Consider the following 16,942-nt stretch of genomic DNA (forward strand, 5'->3'; position numbering starts at 1 on the left):
AACTTCAAATCTCATTATGGCGCCCCGCCAAAACCTGGCATGAAAAACCACGTGTAAAAATTTGCGGGCACCCGCGCCTTCGGTTATAGAAAGCGCCATGAGCCAAAACGACGACGACGATTACAAGACACCCCGGTTTTATATACAGCCCGGCGACATCGCCCCGCTGCTGGGGGGATTGTTCATCTTCGCGATGACCCTCGCTATGGTTTACTTTTTCTATTTGCGCCCGGTTTCGCCCTTTGAGATTTTGATTCCCAAGGAAAAGCCCACCCAGTACGTGCCCAAGCCGATACAGGGCATGATGCCAGCGGCAGCGGTAACCGGTGAAGACAAAACCGCACCGCAAAGCGCCGCGCCGGCCACCCCGGCTGCACCGCAACAGGCCGAGGAGCCGCGCGTAAACGGCACCGACCGTGCGGAACAGCCCGAGAAGCGGTAAAAAACACCCGTAACTTTGAGTCCGCTTGCGCTTTGAGGCGCTTCGCGCTACAAAACCGTCATCCCGATACAACATAGTGATGTTGTGTGGCGGTTTCATAGAACCGCCGCGGGGATAGGGTTTGTCTGAGGCTGACGTCTGACCGCAGCCTCGGTTGTTTTTGCCAGCCATTTTTAGGGAGTGTCCGCCATAGTCGCCGCAACGTTGCATCTGGAAGAAGTTTTTGCCCCTGTGGTCGAAGCCGCCGGGTTCCAGCTGGTGCGCCTGCGCCTGACCGGCACCCAGCAACAAACGTTGCAGGTGATGGCTGAACGGCCCGATGGCACCATGGATGTCGAAGGCTGTGCCGCCTTAAGTGACATTCTGTCGGATTTCATCGAAGCCAATGACCCCATCGGCGGTGATTATCTGCTGGAAATTTCCTCGCCCGGTATCGACCGCCCTCTGACCCGGCTTAATGATTTCGCGCGCTGGTCGGGCCATGAAGCCAAGATTGCTCTGGTGGCGCCGGTGAACGGGCGCAAGCGCCTGCGCGGCGAGCTGCAGGGGCTGGCGGGTGACGAGGTTATGGTTGTTGTCGATGGCAAAACCATCCAGTTTCCGTTTTCGGCCATCACCGAGGCCAAACTGGTGCTGACCGACAAGCTGATTGAAGAAGATATGCGCCTGCACAATATTGCGGGCGAAGACTGATCTCACGGGTAACCTACAGCACGCCGTCGTGCGTGCGATAAGGAGATGACAATGGCAACGGTTGCCGCCAATAGAACCGAGCTTCTGCAGATCGCTGATGCGGTCGCCCGCGATAAGTCGATCGACAAGCGCGTTGTGCTCGCCGCTATGGAAGAAGCCATGCAGCGCGCGGCGAAAGCCCGCTATGGCAGTGAGAACGAGATTAAGGTCGAGATCGACCCCAAGACCGGTGAAACCCACATTTCGCGCTATCTGCATGTGGTCGAGCTGGTCGAAAACGACAAGACGGAAATTGCGCTCGAAGATGCGCATACCCGTAACCCGGCCGCCCAGATCGGTGACATCATTGCCGAAACCCTGCCGCCGGTCGATTTCTCGCGTATGTCGGCCCAGACCGCCAAGCAGGTCATCGTGCAAAAGGTGCGCGACGCCGAGCGTGAACGCCAGCATGACGAATACAAGGACCGCATCGGTGAAATCATTCACGGCGTGGTCAAGCGTTCGGAATTTGGTTCGGTGGTGGTCGATCTGGGCCGCGCCGAGGGTGTGGTTCGCCGCGACGAGATGATCCCGCGCGAGAATTTCCGCACCGGTGACCGTATCCGCGCCTATATCTATGACGTGCGCCGCGAAACCCGTGGGCCCCAGATTTTCCTGTCGCGCAGCCATCCCCAGTTCATGGTTCGCCTGTTTGCGCAGGAAGTGCCGGAAATCTATGACGGCATTATCGAGATTCGCGCCGTGGCCCGTGATCCGGGTTCGCGCGCCAAGATCGCCGTGATCTCCAAGGATTCCTCGATTGATCCGGTCGGCGCCTGCGTCGGTATGCGCGGCGTGCGCGTTCAGGCCGTGGTGCAGGAACTGCAGGGCGAACGCATCGACATCATTCCGTGGTCGAACGAACCGGCCACCTTCATCGTTAACGCGCTGGCCCCGGCCGAAGTCAGCAAAGTGGTGCTCGACGAAGACAGCCATCGCGTCGAGGTTGTGGTGCCGGACGAGCATCTGTCGCTCGCCATTGGTCGCCGCGGCCAGAATGTCCGTCTGGCGTCCCAGCTCACCGGCTGGCAGATCGACATCATGACGGAAGCCGAGGAATCGGAACGCCGCCAGAAAGAATTCGCCATCCGCACCAAGCTGTTCATGGAAGCGCTCGACGTTGACGAGACCGTGGCCCAGCTTCTGGCATCGGAAGGCTTTGCCGAGATTGAAGACGTCGCCTATGTGCCGCTGAACGATCTGGCCTCGGTCGAAGGGTTCGACGAAGACACCGCGCAGGAACTGCAGAACCGCGCCCTGGAATTCATCGAAGCCCGCAACAAGGAACTGGACGACAAGCGCCGCGCCCTTGGCGTGGACGATGCCGTGCTCAATGTCGAAGGCATCAACCTGCCGATGGCGGTTGCCCTGGGCGAAGCCGAAATCAAAACGCTGGAAGATCTGGCTGGCTGCGCCACCGATGACCTTCTGGGCTATTATGAGACCGGCAAGGACAAGGAACGGACCCGCATCAAGGGTGCGCTGGAAGACTTTGACCTGACCGCGGCTGACGCCAACGCCATTGTCATGGCGGCCCGCGTTGCCGCCGGCTGGATCGAGGCTGATCCCGAACCGGAAATCGTCGAAGAAGACGAAGAAGCCGAGGGTGAGGCCGCCGAAGACGGTGAAGAAGCCGAAGAAGGCACAACAGTAACCGCCGAAGACGGCGACGCATAAACAAGGTTACCCCCCATAAAACGGGGATAACCGTCAGAAACAAGGTGTGAGCCCCAAGTGACGGCCAAACGGATCAAAAAGGGTGAAGACGGCGAAAGACGCTGTCTGGCGACGGGGGAGATTTCCCCGTCGACCCATATGATTCGCTTTGTCGTCTCTCCCGACGGCGAAGTTGTTGCGGATCTGGCAGAAAATCTGCCGGGCCGTGGCCTTTGGGTAACGGCTTCACGCGAATGCTTGGAAAAGGTCACCAGTGGCAACGCCTTTGCCAAAGCGGCACGCGAACCCGTCAAGGTTGCACCAGATCTGATCAACCGTTTGGAAGATCTGCTGAAACAACGCATTGCCGAACGGCTGGGCCTGGCCCGGCGGGCCGGTCAGCTGGTTCAGGGCTTTGACAATGTGCTCAAATCCCTGGATACCGCTCGTCCATCAAGCCTCCTGATTGAGGCGGCGGACGGCGCGGCAGACGGCAGACGTAAAGTCTTACAGGCTGCCCATGCCCGGGGAAGAACGGTGGTCGTGGTCGATTGTCTCAAGGCAAGCGAATTGAGCTTGGCTCTGGGGCGAGAGAATGTGATACATGCCGCAGTAAGGCCCGGTGCCCTGGCGGATCGACTGATGGTCGATGTTGCCCGGCTGCAGGGTTTGCGCGCATCTGAAGTGGAAGGAATGGCTGGGGATAACCCCGCCGGTAACGAAAGAAACGCATGAGCGAGAGCAAGGACACCTCCACGCGCCAAAAGGGCCAGGGGCCGAACGCGACCAAGACCACGTTGACGCTGAAGAAGACGGAGACCTCCACCGTCAAGCAGAGTTTCAGCCATGGCCGGACGAAGGCGGTGGTGGTCGAGAAGAAGCGTACCCGCGGCGAACAGCCGGCGGCAGCGGCTGCCAAGCCGCCGCAGGATAACAAGACGCGCGAGTTCACCCCGCGCACGGTGCCGGTGCACAAGGAAAATGTGCCCCAGCGCGCCGGTGTGGTGTTGCGTCAGCTGACCGATGAGGAAAAGACCGCCCGCGCCAAGGCGCTGGCCGGTGCCCGCATCGCCGAGGCCGAAGCCCGCAAGCAGGCGGAAATCGATGCCAAGCGTCGGGCAGCAGAAGAAATTCTCTTAAAGAAAGAGCGTGAGGAAGCCGCCAAGCGCAAGGCAGAAGAAGATGCCCGCAAGGCTGCCGAAGAGGCCGTCCGTCAGCGCGCCGCCGCCGAAGCGGCCCGTCGCGCCGAGGAAAGCGCCCCGGCTGGTCAGTCTGGTGCACCGGCACCCTCGCAGAATACCGGCCGCCCGCAAGGTCAGGGCCGGCCGCAGCAGGCCCGGCCGCAGGGGACACGCCCCGCACACGGTGCGCATAACAATGCCGCCGCCAATGCCGAAGCCGATCAGAGCAAGGCCGCCGCGCAGGGCGTCGGTGGCAAGCCGACATCCGGCAAGAAACCCGATGCCGCTGCCCCCAAGGCGGGTGAAGCCGCGCGTCGCCGCGGGCCGATGGACGAAGAAGAGTCCAACACCAAAAAGGGTGTCAAAGCCCCGGTTAAGACCCCTGTCGTCAAAAAAGAGGCGGATCGCCGCCGCGGCAAGCTGACCGTGACCAAGGCGCTGTCGGGCGATGACGAACGCATGCGTTCGCTGGCCTCGTTCCGCCGCCACTTGCAGCGTGCCAACAAGGGCTCGCAGGCACAGGCCGCCGTTCAGGCCGGTCCCCGTGAAGTGACGATTCCGGAAAACATCACCGTAGCCGAGCTGGCCAACCGTATGGCCCGCCGCGCCGTTGACGTCATCAAGGTCTTGATGAAGAACGGCATTATGGCAACGGTGAACGACATTATCGATGCCGACACCGCCGATCTGGTGGCGACCGAATATGGTCATACCGTCAAGCGCGTGGCCGAATCTGACGTGCTCGAGGGCCTCAAAGGGGCCCAGGATGATCCCGCCGAGATGACCCCGCGTCCGCCGATCGTGACCGTGATGGGCCATGTCGACCACGGCAAGACCTCGTTGCTGGATGCGCTGCGCACGACCGATGTGGTTGCGGGCGAAGCCGGCGGCATCACCCAGCATATCGGTGCCTATCAGGTTAAGCTGAAAAGCGGTCAGCGTATCACCTTCATCGATACGCCCGGCCATGCGGCCTTTACCGAAATGCGTGCCCGCGGCGCCAAGGTGACCGATATCGTCATTCTGGTGGTGGCGGCCGATGACGGCGTCATGCCCCAGACGATCGAGGCGCTGAATCACGCCAAGGCCGCCGGTGTGCCGATCATCGTGGCGATCAACAAGATCGACAAGCCCGGTGCCGACCCGATGCGGGTCAAGACCGAGCTGTTGCAGCACGAAATTCAGGTCGAAGATCTGGGTGGCGAGACCATTGCGGTGGAAATCTCTGCCAAGCAGGGTACCGGCCTCGACAAGTTGCAGGAAATGATCCTGTTGCAGTCCGAAGTGCTCGAACTGAAGGCCAATCCGAACCGCACGGCAGAAGGTGCCATCATCGAAGCCAAACTCGACCGCGGTCGTGGCCCGGTGGCCACCGCCCTGATCCAGCGCGGCACCCTGAAGCTTGGTGACATTGTCGTTGCCGGTGCCGAATGGGGCAAGGTGCGTAACCTGCAGAACGAACGCGGCGAATCGCTGGAAAGCGCCGGTCCGTCGGTTCCGGTCGAGGTTCTCGGCCTGTCCGGTGCGCCGGAAGCTGGTGACGAATTCGCGGTGGTGGATTCCGAAGCCCGCGCCCGCGAGATCACCGAATATCGTTCCCGCAAGAAGCGCGAGACCCAGCAGGCAGCCCATGCCCGTCTGTCGCTCGATCAGCTGCTCAAGCGTCAGGCCACAGCCGGTCAGAAGAAGATGCTGCCGCTGGTCATCAAGTCCGACGTGCAGGGTTCTGCCGAAGCCATTCAGGGGGCGCTCGACAAGCTGGGCACCGACGAAGTGGCGGCGCAGGTGCTGCAGTCGGGTGTTGGCGGCATCACCGAAAGCGACGTTATTCTCGCCCACGCCTCGGGCGGTGCGATCATCGGCTTCAACGTCCGTGCCGACAAGATGGCGCGCGAACGGGCCAAGCGTGATGGCGTCGAAATCCGCTATTACAACATCATCTACAATGTGGTGGATGACGTGAAGGCGGCGCTGTCGGGCATGCTGGCACCGGAAACCCGGGAAAAGTTCCTCGGCAATGCCGAAATCCTGGAAGTGTTCAGCATTACCAAGGTTGGCAAGGTCGCCGGTTGCCGCGTCACCGAAGGTCAGGTCCGCCGTGGCGCCAAGGTCCGCCTGATCCGCGACCATGTCGTGATCCACGAAGGCGAGCTGTCAACGCTCAAGCGCTTCAAAGACGAGGTCAAGGAAGTCCAGAACGGTCAGGAATGTGGTATGGCCTTCGCCAACTATCAGGACATCGTCAAGGGCGACATCATCGAAGCCTTCGAAGTCGAAACCATCCAGCGCGAACTCTGAGCGCCGGACGAAAAATGGCCGGGGCAGGCAGCTGCCCCGGCTTTTTTTTCATCAAAACGGCAGGTAACGGCCAAACGGGTAATTTAAGGAACTGTCGATGCTACAGCAAAATCCGGAAATTCAGCGCCGTCTGGCCGCGATCGATGCGGCAATGCGCCGGAACGATGTCGCCACCGCCGGGCGGATGGCCGCCGAGGCGATCCGACTGGGCTGTGACATCCCGCAGATTCTGGTGCTGGCCGCGATCGATGCCTTAAACCGGGGCGATCCGCTGGCCGCCCTGCCGCTGGCCGAAAAGGCCCGCAGCCTGCTCAAACGCGACCCTGAAGTGCTGAATGTCTATGGCTCGGCGCTGTCGGCACTGGGCCGCGACCGCGAAGCCCTTACCGTCTTTGACAGCGCGCTGCGGCTGGCCCCGGACCGCCCCAGCCTGCACTACAACCGTGGCTGCAGTCTGGATGCGCTGGGCTATAACAACCATGCCACCCGCGCCTTTGAACAGGCCGTGGCGCTGCAGCCCAATCATGCGGCGGCTCAGGGACGGCTGGCCTATATTGCGATGATGCGCGGCGATGTCGCCGAGGCCCGCCGCTATGGCGAAATGGCCCGCCGCTATGCCCCGGACGAGCCTTCGGCCCTGATGGCGCTGACGCTGGCCGAGACCGAGGAAAAACATTTCGACACCGCCCTTGGCCATGCCCAGCGGCTGCTGCAAACCTGCCCGCCCGGCGGGGTCAATTTTGCCATCGCGCAAAGCCTCGCCGGGGATGCGCTGGATGGCATGAAACAGCCGGCCGAGGCCTTTGCCGCCTACAGCGCCCATAACGTCACCATGCGCGCCCGCTATCGCGCCGAATATGAGCGCCCCGATCTGACCGGGGCCCGTCAGGAAGCCGAAAATCTGGCGACCTATTTTGCCACCGCCCCGGCGGAACAGTGGCGCGCCGATCCGGCCACAGCGGTGGCCCATGCGCCGGTGAAGACCCATGTCTTTCTGGTTGGCTTTCCCCGTTCCGGCACCACGCTGCTGGAACAGGTGCTGGACGCCCACCCCGATGTGAAAACCATGCCGGAACGCGAATGTCTGGAGGAAATGGCCGCAGAATTCGTCCTGAAGGACGGCGGGCTCGACCGGCTGGCGCTACTGGATGGTGCCGAACTGGCCCGCTGGCGCAAACGCTATTGGGACCGGGCCGCGGAACAGGGCTCCAGCGCCGACCGCCCGGTTTTCATCGACAAGCTGCCGCTGCATTCGGTGCTGCTCTGTCTGGTGGTCAAACTGTTCCCCGACGCCAAAATCCTGTTCGCCCGGCGCGATCCGGTCGATGTGGTGTGGAGCTGCTTCCGCCGCCGCTTTGGCATGAACCGCCAGATGTACGAGCTGACCAGCCTTACCGGTGCGGCACAGTATTACGATGCGGTGATGCGCCTGTCTGAGCTGTATCGGGCCAAGCTCGGCCTTGCCACCTATGACACGGTCTACGAACGTCTGGTGTCGGATTTCGAGGGCGAAACCCGGGAAATCTGCGACTTTCTGGGAATTGACTGGCGCGAGGAGCTTAAAAGCTTTGCCCGCACCAGCCGCCAGAACGCCCCCGACACCCCCAGCGGTCTGCAGGTCGCCCGCGGCCTCTACAGCTCGGCGGTCGGGCAATGGGGCGCCTATCGTAAAGAGCTGGCGCCGATCCTGCCCACCCTGCAACCGTGGCGGGCACGCTTTGGTTACGAATGACGGCGCAAAAATCATCCCCTGTACGCCATGGCGAAATTAGTCTAGAGCGACGGACGCTTAAACGCGCTTCACCCCTGGTTCAGAGCCATGGCCGCTCTAGTCCTTTGTTTTGTCGCAACTTTTAAGCGCAAAACGGCCGATCGTTTTGCCCGCGTTGCCCCAGGCTTTTGTTTTATAGTACGTCTTGCGAGCGTTGCGCCCGACTTTGCCGTAAGATGCGCCCACCAAGGAGTTGCCTATGCCCCGCCCGCGCCACCATGCCGCCGCCAATCGCAACGGCCCGACCCAGCGCCAACTGCGCGTGGGCGAAGTGCTGCGCCACACTCTGGCGGCCATCCTGCGCGATGGTAATGTGCACGATGTCGATCTGGTCGGTGTTTCGGTCACCATCACCGAGGTCAAAACCTCGCCCGACATGCGCCATTCCACCGTGTTCTGTGAACCCTTGGGCGGCAAGGACGCCGCCAAGGTGATCAAGGCACTGAACCGCCACAAGGCCTTTATCCGCGGCGAGCTTGGCCGCCAGATCACCCTGCGCTTCACCCCGGAACTGCATTTCGTCGAGGATGTATCGTTCGCCGAAGCCGAGCGGATCGAGACGATTCTGAAATCCCCGCTGGTGGCGCGCGATCTGGAAGCCGAGGACGCAGATTTGGACGATGAGGCCCCCGGTTCGGACGATGAGGCCCCCGGTTCGGACGATGAGGCCCCCGGCGAGCCTGACAAGCACCAGGACTGACATACCGTTTCCCTTAAAAAGCCCCCGCGACCGCCTTAACGCTTTAAGGGGGAAGGACTTTTTTATCCGACAGGACAATTATGGCACGTAAGAAAAAAGGCAATCCGGTCCATGGCTGGGTGGTGATCGACAAGCCGTCGGGCGTGGGTTCGACCAAAGTGGTGGCCATCGTGCGCAGCGTTTTCGAGGCGCAAAAGGCCGGTCACGCCGGAACCTTAGACCCGATGGCCAGTGGCGTGCTGGCCATTGCGCTGGGCGAGGCGACCAAAACCGTGTCCTATGCCATGGATGGCGAGAAGACCTATCGCTTCACCGCCCGCTGGGGCGTGGCGACCGATTCCGACGATGCCGATGGCAAGGAAACGGGAACCTCGGATGTGCGCCCGACCCGCGATGAGATCGAGGCGATGATCCCCCGTTTTGTCGGCGAAATCCTGCAAACCCCGCCAATCTATTCGGCCATCAAGGTCGATGGCGCCCGGGCCTATGATCTGGCCCGCGAGGGCGAAACACCGGAACTGGCCGCCCGGCCGATCTTTGTCGAGGCCGCCCGGCTGGTTAACATCATCGACGACGACCATGCCGAGTTTGAAATGTCGTGCGGCAAGGGCACCTATGTCCGCGCTTGGGTTAGGGATTTGGCCATCGCGTTAGGTACATGTGCCCATGTCAGCGTGCTCAGGCGCACGAAATCGGGCTCTTTTTCGGAAAAGGACGCGATTGCACTGGAAACCTTGGAAGGTTTTATGCATAGTCCCGCCGCTTTTGAGCACTTGAGGCCTATTACGACCGCGCTGGACGGCATCCCGGCGCTGGCCATGACGGGTCCGGACGCCCTGCGTCTGCGTAGCGGTAATCCGGTGATGGTCCGTGCGAACCAGTTCGCAACTATCACCGCCGCGGCAGATGGGGACGACCTGCAAGGGCTTACGGTCTTTTGCACCGAAGGCGAGGATGAGCCGGTTGCGCTCACCGAATTCGTCGCCGGTGAATTAAGGCCGTTCCGTGTTTTCAACCTATCTTAGGGATGACCGATGACTATTACTGCAGAACGTAAAGCCGAACTTATCATTGAATATGCGACGAAGCCGGGCGACACCGGTTCGCCAGAAGTGCAGGTTGCTGTGCTGTCCGAGCGCATCACCAATCTGACGGAGCATTTCAAGACTCACAAAAAAGACAACCATTCGCGTCGCGGCCTGATCAAGCTGGTCTCGCAGCGTCGCCGCCTGCTTGACTATGTCAAAGCTGTCGAAGTGAAGCGTTATGAGTCCCTGATTGCTCGTTTGGGCCTGCGCCGCTGAAGGCCGCCGTCTCAACAGCATCATAAGTACCGCGCGCGCGTTTGCCGGCTCCTGCCGCAGACGCGCGTTTGCGTATTTTAGTTTCATCACTGCATACCCCGCACGGTGGCAATCCGGCCCCGCGGGAACGAAGGCAAAAGTAGGAAATCAACATATGTTTGATATTGCACGCGAGGAAATTGAATGGGCCGGGCGCAAGCTTGTGCTCGAAACCGGTAAGGTCGCCCGTCAGGCCGACGGCGCCGTTATGGCCACCTATGGCGAAAGCGTTGTGCTGGCCACCGTTGTCGGTGCCCGCACCCCCAAAGCCGGCGTCGACTTTTTCCCCCTGACTGTGAATTATCAGGAAAAATATTTTGCTGCCGGTAAGATCCCGGGTGGCTATTTCAAGCGTGAAGGTCGCCCCACCGAGCGCGAGACCCTGATTTCGCGCCTGATCGACCGCCCGATCCGTCCGCTGTTTGTTGATGGCTATAAGAACGAGACCCAGGTGGTCGTGACCGTCTTGAGCCATGACATGGAAAACGAAACCGACATTCTGGCTCTGGTCGCAGCGTCTGCGGCACTGACCATTTCGGGCATTCCCTTCATGGGCCCGATCAGCGCAGCGCGCGTCGGCTTCTTCGATGGCGAATATGTTCTGAACCCGACCATCGACAAGATGCCGGGGACCAAGCTTGACCTCGTCGTCGCCGGTACGGCCGATGCGGTTCTGATGGTCGAATCCGAAGCGCACGAGCTGTCGGAAAGCGAAATGCTGGGTGCCGTGATGTTCGGCCACCAGCAGATGCAGCCGGTCATCGATGCCATCATCCGCCTGGCGGAAAAGGCCGCGAAAGAGCCGCGCGTGGTGCCGGAAAACACCACCAAGCCGATCTATGACGCCGCCAAGGCGCTGGTTGGTGAAGAACTGAAGGCGGCGTTCAAGATCCCGCAGAAGTTCGTCCGTCGCGACAAGATCGAAGAGATTGCCAAGAAGGCCGCCGCTGAGTTTGTCGGCGAAGGCGAAGGCAAGCTCGACGCGATCAAATTCGGCGGGATCATGCATGACCTCGAAGCCGAGATCATGCGCACCATGGTGCTCGACACCCACACCCGCATCGACGGGCGTGATCTGGTCACCGTGCGCCCGATCGTGGCCGAAGCTGGCATTCTGCCGCGCACCCATGGCTCGGCCCTGTTCACCCGTGGTGAAACCCAGGCGCTGGTCGTGGCCACGCTGGGCACCGGTGAAGACGAGCAGATGGTCGACAGCCTGGAAGGCACCTACAAGCAGAACTTCATGCTGCACTACAACTTCCCGCCCTACTCGGTCGGTGAGACGGGGCGCATGGGCTCGCCGGGCCGCCGTGAAATCGGCCATGGCAAGCTGGCATGGCGCGCCATTCACCCGATGCTGCCGAAGAAGGAAGAGTTCCCCTACACGATGCGCGTCGTGTCCGAGATCACGGAATCGAACGGCTCGTCTTCGATGGCCACCGTTTGCGGCACCTCGCTGTCGCTGATGGATGCCGGTGTGCCGTTGTCGCGTCCGGTGGCGGGTATCGCCATGGGCCTGATCAAGGAAGGCGATCGTTTTGTCGTCCTGTCCGACATCATGGGCGACGAAGATCACCTCGGCGACATGGACTTCAAGGTGGCCGGTACCGACAATGGTATCACCGCCCTGCAGATGGACATCAAGATCTCCGGCATCACCGAAGAGATCATGCGCACCGCTCTGGCCCAGGCCAAGGACGGTCGTCACCATATCCTCGGCAAGATGTCGATGGCCTTAAGCCAGAGCCGCGCCGATGTTGGTGAACATGCCCCGCGCATCGAAACCATCAAGATCCCCACCGACAAGATCCGTGAAGTGATCGGCACCGGCGGTAAGGTCATTCGTGAGATCGTCGAAAAGACCGGCGCCAAGATCAACATCGAAGACGACGGCACCGTGATGGTGGCCTCGGCTGATGGGGAATCGATCCGCGCCGCCGTCAAGTGGATCAAGTCGATCACGGCAGAGCCGGAAATCGGCGAGATCTATGACGGCAAGGTCGTCAAGGTGATGGACTTCGGTGCCTTCATCAACTTCTTCGGGCCGAAGGACGGCCTGGTCCATATTTCCGAGCTGGCGCCGAACCGCGTTGCCAAGACCTCGGATGTGGTCAGCGAAGGTCAGGCCGTGAAGGTCAAGCTGTTGGGCTTTGATGATCGTGGCAAGGTGCGCCTGTCGATGAAGGTTGTCGATCAGGTCACCGGCGAAGATCTGTCCAAGAAGCAGGCGGAAGAAGCCCCCAAGGCTGAATAAGTACGCGCGCACTAGCGCAGCAAGCTTCAAACGAAATAAAACCACCCGCAAGTATTACTTGCGGGTGGTTTTATTTTTCCTTATGCAATATTTCAGTATAGGAGCCGATTTTAATTAACATACTAAGTAAATAGCGTGACAACCATGCAGCCTCATGATAGTGAGTTGAAAAAAATACATCTTAGGTTGCAATCCAGTATATTCAACATATCTACACATTCAATATTCAAATCAGTGTTCAACAAATATTTATTATATAATATATTAGCTTTCGTCATATTACCAAATATAATTTTCGTATTTCCCGCAACAGGAATCGCTATACAGAAGTCATACTTTAGTTATGACTTCTTGTTACTTAGTATATTTATGTTCTTTTTACGCTCCACTCTCACAACAATTATATACTGCCTACTTAGCTTCGTAAGCCTTTTGTCCATTACTGCACATGTGTTTCACTTCAACCTTGACGAGCTTTTCTACGCGAGCGGAAATACAAACCAACTCGGCTTCGATCCACATCTCATTCCGATTTTCCCGCTTCTTGCCTTTTTTCTCTTCTATGGCGCGGGAGGTTATCTCGCATGGAAATCCGCCAGACAGCACAGTAGCGTGCATGCAATCATAATGGCCGTGCTGGCGATAGGGCTTGCAATTTCAGATCATGCCAACGGCTCTTTATGCGCCAATGCTCCGGGATTTGTTGAGAAACTGCTTCCATCAACTTTTCAGCTATCCTCCTGTGATCACCTGAGCAGCCCGGTCAATTTCGTTCGTTCAGACAGTAAAGTTCTAATCTCAAGCATCTATGGAGCATTCAGGGACGCCGGAAAACCAACGGTGTGGACAAAAGAACCTTCGGCAATTCAAATTGCCCTGACTAAACAGCTTACCGATGTGCGACCGGCCGATTTATCAAACGAAAATCTCGTCCTGATATTAGTGGAATCCTGGGGGGATACCCCACGTCGCCCGGATGTGCAGCAGACAATCCTTGCCCCAATCCTGACACCACGCCTAACTGCCAGCTATACCTTGCAACGTGGCACGGTGCCTTTCCACGGCTCGACCACACATGCCGAATTACGCGAGCTTTGCGGCGTTGACGGAAACTTCCGTAAGATTACCTCGCGCAGCACACTGCAGTGCCTTCCAGACGTTCTGGCTAAAGATGGCTACGCCGTGCATGGATATCATGGCTTTTCCTACGATATGTTCGCACGAAACCGGTGGTGGCCCTTAATTGGCATTCCAAAGCAAAACATGCACTTTATGGAACAAATCGAGCCACAACATCCCGATCGTAAATGTGGCATGGCCTTCCGTGGAATATGCGATGCGGACATCATTGCCGACACGCAATCCGTCCTACGCCGCAGGCAGAAAGCCTTTGTCTATATTTTGACCCTGAATTCGCACCTGCCAATTACTATCGATGACAAGGATCTGGCCCGTATACCCTGCCAGCGCCTTAAACTTGATGAAAGCCAGTGCGCACTGGCGGTATCATGGCACATTGTCATGAGTGCCGTGGCCAAACTGGCCGGATCGTCGATCAATCCCACGCGCTTTGTCGTCGTTGGCGACCACGCCCCCCCGTTATGGTCGAGTGCATCGGCAGGGCTATTTGATCAGAAGCTGGTACCTTACTTTATCCTAGCGCCGCGTTCGTAAGGCAGGATTGACAGTCCATGCAAATTCTTAACCGTATACCACGCCATCTCTGGTTATTTCTGGTGATAGCAGCCGGACTACTACTGCTGGCGTATGCACTTATTCGAGGCAATCTCGGCGCAAGCCTGCTTGTCTCTGACAGCGATCATCTACCACCATCAAGGCCACGAATCGCACATGCTGGCGGGGCTATAGCTAATCAGACCTATACCAATTCTGTGGCAGCTCTGAACATTAACGCCGCACACTATAACCTTTTTGAACTGGATTTTAATTTTACCGCAGATGGTTACCTTGTCTGCACCCACAATTGGGCCGCCCCCCCCACCAAGCCCCCGACGCTACACCAGTTCTTGCTGGATCAGGCACATGCCGCTTACCCAAAATGTACGATTGGCACTGTAATTACGTGGCTTGACGCACACCCCGGCAAACGCATTGTCACCGACGTAAAAGACGACAACATCAAGGCGTTATCCTATATTGCCAGGCATTACCCGGCTTATATCAACCGTTTCATTCCACAGATCTACTTCCCACATGAATACCGCCCCGTCCGCACATTGGGCTACCGCGATATCATATGGACGCTCTACCGTTATCGCTGGGGCGGGATATTCGTTTTGTCGAACCTGCGATCCATGCATTTGTACGCAGTGACTATGCCGCTTAAGCGGGCCTATGCGCTGCCGCCGCTACTAAACCGCATGGGTATCGCAAGTTATGTGCACACAATTGACGCCCCAGCTCAGTGGGCAGAGCTGAAACGCGCAGGGGTGGCAGAGATCTATACCGACACCCTTGTTGAAAAATGAAGCTACGCCTTCATCCCGCCCCCCTAAGCCGAAGATGCGTGTAATCAAAAAACACAGCCCGCCCGCCCCACCGCGGGCGGTTTTGTTTTGCCCCGACGCTTGGCGAACGAGCCCTTGCGCGCTACCGTAACGGTAATCTTAACGGCCCTGTCCCACATGGATGCCGGGGCCCAATACAGCAGGAACAGACACGCTTAAAATCAAACCCAGAAAAACAAATCAGGAAGCAGAAACACCATGCCGTCAATTGCCCGGATTAATCGCCTCGCCAATCTGATCGCCGCCGCCCGCAAAGCGAGCCAGAAACTGCCGCTGCCGCCGGAGGAACTGATCCCCGCCACAGCCACCGAAGCCGAAGCGGTGCAGGTGACCGCCGCGCTGCAGATGGGTGGGATCGGCGGCTACAAGGTGATGAAGGCCAAGGACAGCGAAACCGGCATATGGGGCATCATTCCTGCCCCCCGAATTTATGCCGCCCCCGGCCCGATCATGGCGCCGGAGCTGCTGGTTGAGCTGGAAGTTGCTTTCCGTTTCCGCACCGACCTGCCCGGCCACGAGGATGGCTCGGACTACAGCCTTGAGGAGGTTGAGGACGCCATCGAAGGCGCGCTGCCGGTTTACGAGCTGTTGTCACAGCGCTGGCAGGTTGCCGCCCCCGCCCTGTTCCCAACCATCTTGCTGAACCACGCCGATACGCTGGGCAACTGGGGGCTGGCCTATGGCACGCTGATTCCGGACTGGAAAAAGCTGGTGCGCGACGATCTCAAAGTGGCGCTGACGGTCGGCGGCAAACAGGTGGTGTCGCAAACCGGCGGCCATGTTTCGGGCAACCCGGCCGCGCCGCTGCTGTGGCTGGCCAACGCCCTGTCCCGCCATGGCCATGGCATTGTCGCCGGTCAGATCGTCACCACCGGTGCCTTTGGCGGCGCGCATCTGATAAAGGCAGGCGAAGACGCCACCGGCACCATCGAAGGCTTCGCCCCGATCACGCTGAAACTGAGCTGATAACCGCCAGAGACAAAGACGCAAAAGCCGCCCTCACCGGCGGCTTTTTTTTTCGGGAGTGGTGCACCCCAATAAGGGCACAGTCGGCAAAAATCGCGGCTGAGCATTGTGGGTTGGTGGGCGGCACACTGCGAAGCCGCCAACAAAAATGGTGCCCCTGGCCGGACTTGAACCAGCACGCCCGTGAAGGCAACAGATTTTGAGTCTGCCGCGTCTACCATTCCGCCACAGGGGCAAGCACATTCTGCGAATGGTCGGGTGGGTATATCGGACGGGCGCGGGGGCCGTCAACGGCCAGATACCGCAGCAACCGTCTTTTGTTTCCTCCGGCGATCAGCCCGCCAGCAAGCCCGCCAGAGTGGCAAAATCAGCGCCATTATCGCGTTCGGCCGCCCGTCTGGGGGCCAGCACCATCGGCACATCAGGCAGAAAGCGGGCCAGCGTGGCCAGCGTCTGGTCGTGGGGCACCGCGCCATCGCCCGAATCGTTGAGCACCAGCGCGGCCACGGTGAGGCCCCGTGCCGCCAGCACAGCATGGGCGGTCAGGATATGGCTGATGGTGCCCAGATAGGTCCCCGCGACCAAAATGGTGGGCAGGCCGAGATCGGCCATCCAGTCGAGCACGGTGCGGCGGTGATCCAGCGGCACCATCACCCCACCCACCCCCTCGATCAGCCTGAGGCCCGGCCCGGCTGCGGCGTTACGGGAAAAATCGACCAGCGCGGCGTAATCGACGGCTTTGCCTTCGGCGGCGGCGGCCATATCGGGCGACAAAGCCGCCGTGAACCGCCACGGGGTAATGGCATCAAGGGTTTGCGGGGTTACCGGCTGGCCCATGGCCGCCAGAATGCGCCCGGCATCGCTTCCCCCGGCCCGATCCATGGCAAAATCGCTGAGCAGGGGTTTAAAGCCATAAACCGCCTGCCCGGCCCCACGCAAAGCCCGGATCAGCCCGGTGGTGACATAGGTTTTGCCGATATCCGTTCCGGTAGATGTCACAAAATATGCAGCCATGACTATAACCCTTCTTAACCCAAAGCAACGTGCGCAAAAGTGGGAACCGGTTTTGCG

At 59.5% G+C, this 16,942-nt stretch carries 14 protein-coding genes and 1 tRNA gene; 13 read left to right on the top strand and 2 right to left on the bottom strand.

Features of this window, described 5'->3' with window-relative positions; all coding sequences use genetic code 11:
• Window positions 1-97: 97 nt before the first annotated feature.
• The 13 genes from ACZ5RI_RS00270 to ACZ5RI_RS00330 all read left to right on the top strand — a co-directional run bounded on the left by ACZ5RI_RS00270 (window position 98) and on the right by ACZ5RI_RS00330 (window position 15,871).
• Complete coding sequence (locus ACZ5RI_RS00270) at window positions 98-442, top strand: hypothetical protein (protein WP_464514111.1); 345 nt, start codon at window positions 98-100, stop codon at window positions 440-442.
• 180 nt (window positions 443-622) lie between these two features.
• Complete coding sequence (gene rimP, locus ACZ5RI_RS00275) at window positions 623-1,135, top strand: ribosome maturation factor RimP (RefSeq protein WP_464514112.1); 513 nt, start codon at window positions 623-625, stop codon at window positions 1,133-1,135.
• 51 nt (window positions 1,136-1,186) lie between these two features.
• Window positions 1,187-2,851 carry a transcription termination factor NusA gene (gene nusA / locus ACZ5RI_RS00280; RefSeq protein ID WP_464514113.1) on the top strand — a complete coding sequence of 555 codons (1,665 nt, stop codon included), beginning with the start codon at window positions 1,187-1,189 and terminating at the stop codon, window positions 2,849-2,851.
• A 57-nt stretch (window positions 2,852-2,908) separates the two neighbouring features.
• On the top strand, window positions 2,909-3,565 hold the full coding sequence (locus ACZ5RI_RS00285; protein ID WP_464514114.1) for an RNA-binding protein: 657 nt from the start codon (window positions 2,909-2,911) through the stop codon (window positions 3,563-3,565).
• Window positions 3,562-6,309, top strand: coding sequence for a translation initiation factor IF-2 (infB, locus tag ACZ5RI_RS00290; protein ID WP_464514115.1), 2,748 nt, complete (start codon window positions 3,562-3,564; stop codon window positions 6,307-6,309). Before ACZ5RI_RS00285 ends, infB begins: the two co-directional genes overlap by 4 nt.
• A gap of 97 nt (window positions 6,310-6,406) precedes the next feature.
• Window positions 6,407-8,041 (top strand): tetratricopeptide repeat-containing sulfotransferase family protein, encoded by a 1,635-nt coding sequence (locus ACZ5RI_RS00295; protein ID WP_464514116.1) that lies wholly within the window; start codon window positions 6,407-6,409, stop codon window positions 8,039-8,041.
• 238 nt (window positions 8,042-8,279) lie between these two features.
• Window positions 8,280-8,780 (top strand): 30S ribosome-binding factor RbfA, encoded by a 501-nt coding sequence (rbfA, locus tag ACZ5RI_RS00300; protein WP_464514117.1) that lies wholly within the window; start codon window positions 8,280-8,282, stop codon window positions 8,778-8,780.
• Window positions 8,781-8,860: 80 nt separating this feature from the next.
• Window positions 8,861-9,805, top strand: a complete 945-nt coding sequence (gene truB, locus ACZ5RI_RS00305; RefSeq protein ID WP_464514118.1) for a tRNA pseudouridine(55) synthase TruB — start codon at window positions 8,861-8,863, stop codon at window positions 9,803-9,805.
• 9 nt (window positions 9,806-9,814) lie between these two features.
• A complete protein-coding gene (gene rpsO / locus ACZ5RI_RS00310) occupies window positions 9,815-10,084 on the top strand; it encodes a 30S ribosomal protein S15 (RefSeq protein WP_464514119.1) in 270 nt (89 codons plus the stop codon).
• Between the two features lie 154 nt (window positions 10,085-10,238).
• Window positions 10,239-12,377 (top strand): polyribonucleotide nucleotidyltransferase, encoded by a 2,139-nt coding sequence (gene pnp, locus ACZ5RI_RS00315; protein ID WP_464514120.1) that lies wholly within the window; start codon window positions 10,239-10,241, stop codon window positions 12,375-12,377.
• Between the two features lie 432 nt (window positions 12,378-12,809).
• Window positions 12,810-14,051, top strand: coding sequence for a sulfatase-like hydrolase/transferase (locus ACZ5RI_RS00320; protein WP_464514121.1), 1,242 nt, complete (start codon window positions 12,810-12,812; stop codon window positions 14,049-14,051).
• Window positions 14,052-14,068: 17 nt separating this feature from the next.
• Complete coding sequence (locus ACZ5RI_RS00325) at window positions 14,069-14,866, top strand: PI-PLC domain-containing protein (RefSeq protein WP_464514122.1); 798 nt, start codon at window positions 14,069-14,071, stop codon at window positions 14,864-14,866.
• Between the two features lie 237 nt (window positions 14,867-15,103).
• Entirely contained in the window at window positions 15,104-15,871 is a 768-nt protein-coding gene (locus tag ACZ5RI_RS00330; RefSeq protein ID WP_464514123.1) for a 2-keto-4-pentenoate hydratase, read from the top strand.
• A 149-nt stretch (window positions 15,872-16,020) separates the two neighbouring features.
• Here the strand turns inward: ACZ5RI_RS00330 and ACZ5RI_RS00335 are convergent.
• Window positions 16,021-16,106 (bottom strand) — tRNA-Leu (locus ACZ5RI_RS00335).
• Window positions 16,107-16,204: 98 nt separating this feature from the next.
• The gene (gene bioD / locus ACZ5RI_RS00340; RefSeq protein WP_464514124.1) at window positions 16,205-16,885 is read right to left on the bottom strand and encodes a dethiobiotin synthase; all 681 of its coding nucleotides are present in this window, start codon (window positions 16,883-16,885) and stop codon (window positions 16,205-16,207) included.
• Between the last annotated feature and the right edge of the window lie 57 nt (window positions 16,886-16,942).

The sequence above is a fragment of the Micropepsis pineolensis genome (assembly GCF_055392125.1).